This is a genomic window from Blautia sp. HCN-1074 (genome assembly GCF_037890165.1).
Lineage (GTDB): Bacteria > Bacillota > Clostridia > Lachnospirales > Lachnospiraceae > Blautia_A.
Genome location: NZ_JBBKBP010000009.1, coordinates 126,013 through 136,606, shown reverse-complemented (window position 1 = coordinate 136,606; position 10,594 = coordinate 126,013). Strand labels below are relative to the sequence as shown.

Annotated in this window: 12 protein-coding genes; all 12 read right to left on the bottom strand. The window is 37.3% G+C overall.

Annotated elements, in window-relative coordinates; genetic code table 11:
* Positions 1-153: 153 nt before the first annotated feature.
* The 12 genes from WKT11_RS10075 to WKT11_RS10020 all read right to left on the bottom strand — a co-directional run bounded on the left by WKT11_RS10075 (position 154) and on the right by WKT11_RS10020 (position 10,500).
* Positions 154-1,467, bottom strand: a complete 1,314-nt coding sequence (locus WKT11_RS10075; RefSeq protein ID WP_117677506.1) for an ATP-binding protein — start codon at positions 1,465-1,467, stop codon at positions 154-156.
* Positions 1,468-2,098: 631 nt separating this feature from the next.
* Positions 2,099-4,339 (bottom strand): Ig-like domain-containing protein, encoded by a 2,241-nt coding sequence (locus tag WKT11_RS10070; protein ID WP_117677507.1) that lies wholly within the window; start codon positions 4,337-4,339, stop codon positions 2,099-2,101.
* A 47-nt stretch (positions 4,340-4,386) separates the two neighbouring features.
* Positions 4,387-4,851 (bottom strand): transposon-encoded TnpW family protein, encoded by a 465-nt coding sequence (locus WKT11_RS10065; RefSeq protein WP_242986937.1) that lies wholly within the window; start codon positions 4,849-4,851, stop codon positions 4,387-4,389.
* A complete protein-coding gene (locus WKT11_RS10060) occupies positions 4,833-6,209 on the bottom strand; it encodes a virulence-associated E family protein (protein WP_117677508.1) in 1,377 nt (458 codons plus the stop codon). The genes WKT11_RS10065 and WKT11_RS10060 overlap by 19 nt, the downstream gene beginning before the upstream one ends.
* On the bottom strand, positions 6,121-6,759 hold the full coding sequence (locus WKT11_RS10055) for a CHC2 zinc finger domain-containing protein (RefSeq protein ID WP_015541027.1): 639 nt from the start codon (positions 6,757-6,759) through the stop codon (positions 6,121-6,123). Before WKT11_RS10055 ends, WKT11_RS10060 begins: the two co-directional genes overlap by 89 nt.
* 166 nt (positions 6,760-6,925) lie before the next feature.
* Entirely contained in the window at positions 6,926-7,135 is a 210-nt protein-coding gene (locus WKT11_RS10050; protein ID WP_015541026.1) for a helix-turn-helix transcriptional regulator, read from the bottom strand.
* A gap of 1 nt (position 7,136) precedes the next feature.
* Positions 7,137-7,553 (bottom strand): hypothetical protein, encoded by a 417-nt coding sequence (locus WKT11_RS10045; RefSeq protein ID WP_117677509.1) that lies wholly within the window; start codon positions 7,551-7,553, stop codon positions 7,137-7,139.
* Between the two features lie 259 nt (positions 7,554-7,812).
* On the bottom strand, positions 7,813-8,250 hold the full coding sequence (locus WKT11_RS10040; protein ID WP_015541023.1) for a hypothetical protein: 438 nt from the start codon (positions 8,248-8,250) through the stop codon (positions 7,813-7,815).
* Between the two features lie 39 nt (positions 8,251-8,289).
* Positions 8,290-8,715 carry a hypothetical protein gene (locus WKT11_RS10035; RefSeq protein WP_235816026.1) on the bottom strand — a complete coding sequence of 142 codons (426 nt, stop codon included), beginning with the start codon at positions 8,713-8,715 and terminating at the stop codon, positions 8,290-8,292.
* Between the two features lie 60 nt (positions 8,716-8,775).
* Positions 8,776-9,225 (bottom strand): hypothetical protein, encoded by a 450-nt coding sequence (locus WKT11_RS10030; protein ID WP_117677510.1) that lies wholly within the window; start codon positions 9,223-9,225, stop codon positions 8,776-8,778.
* 152 nt (positions 9,226-9,377) lie between these two features.
* Positions 9,378-10,367, bottom strand: a complete 990-nt coding sequence (locus WKT11_RS10025; RefSeq protein WP_117677511.1) for a DUF6560 family protein — start codon at positions 10,365-10,367, stop codon at positions 9,378-9,380.
* A 10-nt stretch (positions 10,368-10,377) separates the two neighbouring features.
* The gene (locus WKT11_RS10020) at positions 10,378-10,500 is read right to left on the bottom strand and encodes a hypothetical protein (protein WP_256372488.1); all 123 of its coding nucleotides are present in this window, start codon (positions 10,498-10,500) and stop codon (positions 10,378-10,380) included.
* Positions 10,501-10,594 lie beyond the last annotated feature (94 nt).

Here is a 10,594-nt window from a genome sequence, read left to right as displayed (position 1 = left end):
TTTGAGAGCTGCCGAAACAGCTCCCAAAAGCGGAAAATCAGGTTATATTATTGTATCGAACTGCGGAAAATCAAACCAGCAATAGGGAAATGGAATAGCCCACCCACAGCTTATTGCTTTTCCCTATTGAAACAGGGGACTTACTTGATTCGGTTAAATATCAAAAAATGCTACCATATAGAGAGGTAATGTAATAATACCCTCTTTACTAGCTCCTATATTTCCATCTATAAACTTATATCCAAAACTTATATCTTTATTATTTTTCATAATTGATTTTAGCGAATTTGCGCGTGTATTTCCACTCTTGACCTCAATAGGAATTACTTTTCCATCTTTTTGGATAATTATATCAATTTCTTTTTTTGTTGTCTCATTTTTGTAGAAATATAACGGATACCCTTTCTTATATAAAGCATCCGCTACAGCACATTCAAAGATGCCTCCTTTTGAATTTCCGATCAAAGTATTTTCTATGATATGCTGTTTTATGGAAAAATCTTTCATTGCCATTAACAGAGATAAGTCAGTTGTATAAGCTCTAAAAAAATCATCCCTTGCATAATCATCCAGATCAAACCTTATATCTGTTACACGTTTACACAAATGTACCATGTCTGCACGAAGTAACCATTCTATACTTGAAAAATATTTCTGTGCCCTGCCTCCATGCTCGACTTCTTTATATTGAAATTTATGATTCTCTTTATCCAATAACTGTTTTGCAAGGGATAGGTAACATTTTTCTGCCTTAACTTTTTCCTCAGCTGTAGCATAATGCGCTATATCATACTGGTATCCTTGTAACAGACTTCTCTGAATTCTATCAACTTCTCTAAAGTCTCTTGTGTCTATATACTTCTGAACTGCTTCAGGCATACCGCCTATTGCAATATACTGTCGAAAATACTTCATCATCTGAGAATGGATTGCCTCTGGAATAATGGCCTTCAAATCAAGATAGCTACAAAGCTTCATTATCATATCTTCAGAAATGCCCATCCCCCAAAGAAATTCTTCAAAATCGATTCCATACATTTTCAAATAATCAACATATCCAACAGGATAAGAAGATGCACGTTTATAATCAATTCCCAAAAGTGATCCCGATGCAATAACGTCAAATCGGTTATCCAATGCCCAAAATTTAAGAGAGGTAATCGCTTCCTGACACTCCTGAATTTCATCCAGAAAAATCAAACTCTTTCCTGGGATAATCTTCTTTTCAGGAAAGCGAAACCGCATAGCCATAACCATATTATCTACTGTTAAATCACCGGAAAAAATATCCATCGCAGAAGGTATCTGTTTGAAATTTATTTCAACAATTTCTTCATAGTTTTCTTCTGCAAACCTTTCGACTATATAAGTCTTTCCTGTTTGTCTGGCTCCTTGAATCACAAGACATTTTTTGTTTTTAGAATTGATCCATTTTTTTATTGAATGCGTCACTTTCCTTTTTAACATGAGGTACCTCCTATCAACAAATAATATAAAAATATCTACAGTAACTATTATAGTTCGTGTATCAACATTTTATAATTAGAAAATGTATATAAATCAACATTTTGGAAATAACAAATGTATGTCTATTAACATTTTGGAATATTATAGCATTAGTCAGGATATATTAAAAGACTTTTTATCTGAGACATAGCAGAAAATAGACTGCCTATTTCCCAATATTCCCTTTTTCGCCGCATTCTTAACTGTACGCCCAATGATGTGTTCGCTTTTAAAGCTGAAAAAGCTTTGTAATGCATCATAGTATAACAACAAAAGTTAAACTTTAAAAAGAGAAAGGGAATAGGGTAAAACCGGATTGAGCAGAATAAACTCAATCCGGTTTTTGGTGTTAAAGATTATATACCTATGATTTTCTAATATCTTAATATTTTTTATTTCTTTTGTAGAAAACAGAATCAGAACAAATGATAGCTGTTGGAGTCACTTATGGCTTTTTTTCGTCAGTACTTGAATATAAAAAACAAAACGCTTCGATCCAACTCTTGCTGAAATGTGTGCTGCCCCTTTGCTTATGGTCACTGGATTAGCTGGTGGCCGTAGTTTATATATATTCAGATGATATCATGTTTTATCATTTCACAGTAACCGTCAGTGCCGCATATACACCGTTTTGTGCATATACCCATATCGTACAGGTCCCCTTACCAACTGCCTGGAGAAGCCCCTCCGGAGTAACAGTGGCTACTGCTGTATTGCTGCTTTCATAGCAGAGATTTCTGTGGTGTCTGATCTTTTTGTCCTTTTTTATTTCTTTTGCTGTGATCTGTGCTGTTTTTCCTTTTTTCAGGGTTATTTTTGAAACATTCTTTTTGTTTCCAATCTTAGTTACGGAAACAGATCTTGCAATTCCGTATTTGCTGCCCTGTGTGATTACATGTATGGAGGCAGATGTATCTGTCACTACCTTTTTGCCATCTACTATTCTATATACTTTTACGATATATTTATAGAAAGTGCCTTTCTTCAGATTTTTATGTGTCCATGTACGTCCGTTTGTAATAGTGGCAAGCTTTTTGTATTTGTATGTCTTTGTACTTGTATTGCAGCGGTTTCCATATACCAAATATCCGTCCACACCATCAAGTTTACTCCATTCTAAGGTTATGGAAGTTTTCGTCTGGTTTACAGAACGGACTTTTAAGCGTCCGAACCCTTTTGTTTTGTTAATTACAGGCTCATCAGGGATCTTCACTGTGATTGTTATTGAAGCTGTGTTTTTTCCATCTTCTGTCGTTACTGTAATTATTGCCGTTCCATTTCCGATTGCTGTTACTTTACCATTCTCATCTACAGCAGCGATCATTTCATTGTCAGACTTCCAGATCAGCTTCTGGGCATCCGCGTTCTCAGGTTCGATCTTAACTTTCAGTTCTGTGGATTCACCAATCTTCGTCAGTGTTTCCTTCTCTGCTTCAATCGAGATCTTCTCAATTTCTACAGGAATCTTTACGGTTACGGCTACAGTTGCGGTATAATTTCCGCTTACGGATGTGGCTGTGATTGTAGCTGTTCCATTTCCAACTGCGGTTACTTTACCCTTCTCATCTACAGTTGCCACATTTTCATCACTGGACTTCCAGGTTACCCGTGTATTGTCTGCATAAGACGGAATTACCTCAGCGGAAAGCTGTGCAGTCTCGTCCTTCTTTGTAAGCATAAGGGTGTCCTGAGATACCTTGATACCTGTTACCGGGTAACTTGGGATATAGATTGCCGGGATTGTTGCCGTTTCTTTGTATCTACAAACCTTACAGGTTCTTTCCTTCTCTCCTTCCACTCCGATTGATGCCTGCTTTATTACTGTCCAGCCATCAAATTGATGTGCTTCCTGTGCTGTATCCTCATTTCCAATGCTGCAGTGCTTCCAGTGATTTGTTTTATCAGACTGCCAGGAATAAGAATGTTCAAACGCAGGAATTACAATAGATGCTGTTTCTTTAGATGTCGCTCCTGCTTGACTTGTAGCTGTTACCTCCACCTTATAGGTTCCCTCCTCAGAGACTGCAAGAGTTCCTCCTGTCTGACCATCCAGAGTCTGATTATCTTTATACCATTGATAGCTGTACGTAATGCTTTTATCGTCAAGCACATGCGTTGCCTTTGCCGTTAAAACAATTTTAGAAGACGGACAGCCTTTTTCTTTATCCGCTGAAACTTGGACTATTGGCTTTACCAGAGCCCATACTTCCCGTATTATCATATTGTCTGTGATCTCAGAATCAGGATCCCAGGTAGTATTGCCACTTTCATTGCGCCATCCAGTTCTTTCGTAACCAAGTATCACTGCCGCTTCAGGAATATCTTTGGGACTCACTTTTTCTCCCTTTATAAGATAAATACTTTTTTCTGGATTAAGCTTAGGAAAATCAGTAATGTCAGCAAAAGTCCTCAATCTAACATTAACTTTAACTACCCATTTTAAAGTTGCTCCTTTTTTTACCAGCTCCCTGTTACTGCCTTCTTTAGAACAAAAGTGTGACTGATAATTCCCGGCTATAGATTCATTAGCATATATAACTGCTGGCGTATCTGGATCGTCACCATATATAGGACCTATTAAAATAGGTTTGTTTACCTTAAATGAATCATCCACATAAATAAGCGGACTATAATTTTTGCTGTCTGTAGCACAATAATCATCGGCAAGTGTTACGCTTCCCGTTATTTTCGGACTGCGTCTAAGATACAGATCTGCGAAACCGGTTTTTTCAGTCAGATTCGGATCCCACCCCATCAAGACGATTGCATTTTCTTCTTCATTCTCTCCTGTTCCACTGTAATTATTTGTTATCGTTCCACCGGAAATTTTCACATCTGAAAGCTTTTGTCAAGGGGGTGCGTGGATATTTTTTATATTACTTACGCAGATTCTCTCTCTGCTTCTGCCTGAATAATGCGTTTCAACCTGTCCTCAGCAGTCAAACCGCTACTATGGTCAAAAAACACTTTGACTTTATAATTTGTTTTGCCTTGCTTAATCACAAAAACTCCATCCGGTTTGTTTTTCTCCGAATGGTTATTTGGGGTGGGTAGTGTACTGTTCACAATATTTGTCATACGATATTCCTCCTTGAATGAAAAAAGCCCGACAAGGAAAGGTCTGACAACGAAGTTCCGACAACGGACATCAGAAAACCTTTTTTCTTTATCGGGCGATACTATCTTTTTACTATTTTCTTTTTCTTTATAATATTGGTTGTCATGGTTGTCAGAGAGGGAAAAGTGCCGCAATATCAAGGCTTTCGGGATTTTTGCCCGACAACCAGACCGACAACCGGCTCGACAACCGAAGCGACAACGAGCTTTTATTTTTGCTTCAACCATTCTTCCGGAAGTCCTAACTGTTCCATTTCCTCTGTCGGGATTTCCTGAAAACCATCCATACTGTTGTCAGGCTCGTTGTCGTTCCTGATACGCTCCCAGCCCTTTTGTCTGCGGTAAGGCTCTGGAAAATACCTCGGATTGCTGAACGCCCTCCAGCCTGTGACAGCATTATTCATAATGTCGTTGATCTCTCGCAGCTCCCATTGTTTCGGTTCGTCATAATCATGCCCCAGTGCTTCTTTGTAAAGCTGCTTAGAGCAGACTATGCTGCCGGAATAGCGTTCCAAATAGTCTAAAATCTGTCCTGCCTTTGTGTCCTCCGGCATAAAGTCCTTTTGGTGGGCTTTCAGATAAGCGTTCATAGCCGGACTGAATCTCAGACGGAAATTTCCGCTTCTGTAAATCTCCATAGCTTCTGCCCACATCTGATTGATATACTCTCTTGAAGCCTGTTCATCTGCCAAAATATGAACCTCAGCCCTTTCAGGATAGACCATAACCGGAACGAAGCGGCGGTTGCCTGTTCGGTCGAGGGGAAGAAAGTCAAGGGTATTGGAAGAACCTCCAAACACACATTGTCGTTTTCTGTCTGCCGGATGTGTTTCATACGGTATCTTATAGGTTTCCTTTTGTCGGCTCAGAAAGGACTTGATTTCTTCAATGCTCTTAGCGTTGGCGGTTGCAATCATTTCCGACATTTCAATAATCCAATGCCCCTGCATTTTGCGGTACACATTTTCATCATCCAGCTTCTTCAAGTCATCAGAGAACCAATCATCATTGACCGCAAGCAAACGGAAGAAAGAGGACTTTCCGGCTCCCTGACCGCTTACAAGACAGAGCATTACCTCAAATTTGCACCCCGGCTTAAAGGCTCGTGAGATAGCACCCAACAGAAACAACTTCAATGCTTCATAGGTGTAATCATCTGTATCAGAACCGAGAAAGCGGTGCAGACAGAAGCGTATGCGTTCCGTTCCGTCCCAGTGTAGGGCATTGAGAAAATCGCAGACAGGGTGGTAACGGTTTTCGTTGGCAATAACCGCAACTGCGTCTATGATTTTCTTCTCTACGGTCAATCCATAGTTTTCTTCAAAATATAGGAGCAGATATTTCACATCTACATCCGTCAATGTCGGGCTGTCACGATACCAGCCGAGGGGCTTCACAATGTCGATTCTTTCGGTCAGAAGATTTTTTCGGATAGCCCCTTTCAAAAGTGGGTCATATTGCAGAACACGCTTATAATTTGCGGCAGTATTATAAACCTTACCTTTCTCGCTCTGCTCTAAGCTGTTTCGGATTTCTTCTACTGTGCATGGTTCTGTCTGCTGACAGTTCTGCAATTCGCTGTTCAAGTTTCAACGCCTCCTTTCTCTGTTCTGCCACAAGTGCTTTTCGTTCCTCCAATGAACCATACAGAAGAATATCAAGCAGATATTCGATATAGTTCTTCCTGTGCAGTGCTTCTGCAAACAGAGGATTCCATTCCTCATCCGGCTGTTTAGGAGCGTATTTCTTTTCCCATTCTCTAAGAAGATGAAAATAATCCGTCAGCACCTTGTAGCAATGATTTTCTCCTTTTTGATACTTCTGTTCCGGTGTCGGCTCACGAATACGAGGGCGGACACTGGGCTTTTGTCGGCTGTCATAGTTAAGACCAAAATCTTCAGCAAGTTTGACAGCAGCTTCCCTCAGCCCGATACCGAATAGCTTCGCTGTCAGATCAACAGCGTCTCCGGTTGCTCCGCAGCCAAAACAGTAATAGCGTTCATCCAGCTTCATACTGGGGGACTTATCCGAGTGAAACGGACAGCACGCTATACCTGTGCGACCCACTTTCAAGCCATAGGCTTCTGCGGCTTGTCGGGCAGTAACATTTTCTTTTACAACTTCAAATACATTCATGTGACTCCTTTCCTGAAACGAAAAAAGCACCTGTCATTTTCAAAACGAAAACAGCAAGTGCCTTAGAGTTCCATATTCAATTTTGGGTGCAAAAAAGCAGGAGACCTTTTCGGATTTCCTGCTTAGTAAAGCTGTGAAGATTTATTAGTAAGAAGATGTCTAAATTTTATTTCTCATCTTCTACAAATTCAAATAACTCCTCCACTGTAACATGAAATACTTTTGCAATATCCATGGCTAATTTAAGAGACGGATTATATCTGCCATTTTCAAGGTGAACTATCGTTTCTCGTCTCGCACCAACAAGCTCTGCAAGTTCGCTTTGCTTATATCCTGCCTGCTCACGATATTCTTTAATTTTTGTAACAAGAGCCATATCATACCCCCTTGCTATCTATAATCACAAACATCAATGTTCTAATAATAGATAAAATCAAAATAGTTAAAACTATAATCCACCCAACTACTCCCATATTGATAGCATCAACATGACCCAAAACAGCACATCCCCAGGCAACTACAACCATAACAGCGACAAAAACCTTCAAGCAAAATGAATCACATCGTTTCAAGTTTCGCTCTGCCATTTCATCAATTCCTTCCTTTTTGTATTTCTTAATTCTCATTTGCTGAAATGCAAAAAAAGCAGCAAGGAAACAACCAAGTACAAGCTGTAAAGTTAGATACCAGTCTTTCCAATCCGTTCTTGCCCACATCCAGTAGTAAGATGCAAGAATGATTGCGTAGATTATTTTTGTTCCAACAATTTCTCTTAAAGATACTTTTTTATTCATGTTTCTTCCTACAATGTTATATATTTCGCACTTGCGATGTTATAAATATATCACTCAGATATACAAATGTCAATAGCAAAAGTGAAATATTTTTAACTTAGTTTTCTGACAAACTTACCCTCCCTAAAGCAAAAGCACCTGTCATTTTCAAAGTGAAAACAGCAAGTGCTTTAGAGTTCCATATTCAATTTGGGGTGCAAAAAAGCAGGAGACCTTTTCAGATTTCCTGCTTCTTCTAAATGATAATTATTTCGTCTAATTACTGAAAATCGGGAATTTCCTCACAAAATTCCTCGTTATAATAAGGCACGCCATCTTTGATACCCATAGTGATTTTTGAATCTAAATCCAAATAGTATCCCTCATACTGATAATCTGCCACTTCTTCTGATTCCTCTATCAATTTCTTCAGAGTTTCAGCAGCTTGCAAACTCTCAGCATTGTTCAGACCACCAATCGCCGGTCCGCTGCTTCCCTCATACACTTCCAAGTAAATTTTTTCAGAAGACTCCGACTCAACAAATAGAATATAAGAGTAAGCGTCTTCAAAATTCTGTGTTTCATAATTGGGTTCTCCAAATAATGCACGCAGTCTGCCATAGGCGATTACAGGTTCTAAATCTAAGTTTGTAAGATTGCTGCTGTTTTCCGGTATACTTGTCAGGCTTGTGTCTTTCTTGAAATCAGATATTGTCATAGCATTTTCTCCTCGTATGGTAACTTCCAATTAACCTAATCATCTCGATTTTTCTCTCGAAATAATTGCTCCATATTTGGTATGTGGCAAAAATTCAACTTCTAAAAAATCGTTTTCATCAATGTATTCTGAAAAAACCGTAATTTCAAATACTTTTCCTGTATCTTCATCCTTTACAAAAATGCTTCTACGTTCATGAGAAACATCCGCACCACCATGACTTTGTTCAATAGTATAGCCTTTAATGTAAAAATATTCTTTATTAATTATGTACGGAATATCAAAAATAATTTTCATTATATATACTAAAATAAAAATTACCGTTATTAATAACATTAAATTAGCACCTCTAAGTAATTTAATATCATTTCTACCGTTATATTTATATTGCTCTACAACACTTTTTTTCTTAAAAAAAAGTGCAAATAAAAACTTTCTTTTTTTATACAATACACTATATAACATAATACTGCTATTCCAAACAATATCCCTCTTATTTCAAGTCTAAAAATACTAAATTCCATTTTATGCCTCCCCACAACCAAATAATTCTGTTTTTATATAATCATATATCTCTCCTGCTACTCCATCTCTTATCGATTCAACTAATTGTGCAATATATCCTTTTAATAATGTTTTAAGATGCATTGCACCTGTCCCATTAACAAGCCTTGTTATTCCTCCTGCAAAAATTGCTTGATAGTTATTTCTTCCTGCATTTAATCCTTTTATTTTTATTTTTGATCCTATACCGCCTAAGATACCTCCTAAAATCAAATCTTCAAGTACATCCAAGCCGATTTGTTCTATTCCCCTTTTATTTGTTCCTGTCATCGTTTCAAGACTTTCCCCAACTAATGTTGATGTTCCACTTGAAATCCCTCCAATAATAAAGGGCTTTGATAAAAAATTTAGTATCTTTTCAGAAGCGCCTATAGTTGTACCTACTTTTCCTATAGCTGAAGGTGCTCCCAAAATTCCACCTAATGCACCACCAAATGCTGAACCAATATACGTTTCAATACTGGAAAATTGTACCAGTAAGAGATCTGGTGTTCTCCGCTTTCCTTTTTTATCCGAATAAGTACTGCTTCTTCTTTATCCTAATCTTCCACATTATTTATCAATCACATTACAGATATTTTTTCATCCTTTAATCTCATTAGCAAAACTTCTACATTTTCATTATATCTGTCTATTTTTATTGTTTTTTCTCCTTTTACATAAATAATTATGTACTCCTTTTCTATTATACTTTTGTGTTGCTCAACCTTTGTAATCTCTTTAAATTCAACTGTCCGCATTTTCTTTAGAAAATCTTTCTTATAAAGTTTGTCTTGTACTTCCAGTTGATCATACCAATAGACACCGCTGTAATAAAGCAACAGTAAATCTATCACTCCCAGCAACAGATACATCCAAATTTTCCCATCTCGAGTCAAAAATAATACAATTGTAAAAAAAGTATAAATGCAGAAACCTATGATAGGCAATATTTTCCGGATAATCATTGGCTCTACGATGCAGTGCTCTTTCGTAGATGGAATCAATTCTTCTTCATCTATCCCCCTTTTTTTCAAAATAATTAGTAAATCATAAACATCTCCTTCTGCATCCATTTCATACTGGAATATCTTTTTCTCCCCTTGATAAAAGCGATATTGATTTCTTCTCTTTCCTACGCATCTTGTAATATCTTCAATTCTATATTTCCTTGTAATTCCTAATGCAGAACGGTAGATAATCTCTTGTGTGTCATATTCTATCTTCCATATGTATCCATATAATGTCAGAACAATTCCTAATACTGTAAATCCTATAGATACCAACAAACAAATCAACATAAAATAACAATTTTCTATCTGTTGTACAAATTCCCATTTGAAGATCTGACTTAAAATAAAAGCAATAGTTGTACAACCAAAAAATATTCCGCATGGTAATCCTACTTTCAAGATGCTGGGTGCTGTAATTATATATTTTTTTGTCTGCTTTCTGGATTTCTGCTTTTTTGTTACCTCAACGTCTTTCTGTTCCTTATATTTTTTCATAGCGTATTCAGCTATTCTTATGGATAAAAGAATGCTGATTACTAGTACAAGTTCTTTAATATTCATAGCTGGTCTCCTATCCCATTACTCCACAAATTTCTAACGTTTCTTCACCATCTTTATCGACCTTAATATTGTTGCTTAATATCGACATTATCCAATCATCACTGTTTTCTATTGGCAAAAAATCTTTTAACATATCTTTAATATATCCGATACATTGTTCCCTAATGCACAACCGCTTAAGCATAGGGAAACAAGTAACACCAATGTTAATAATTTTTTCATGATAG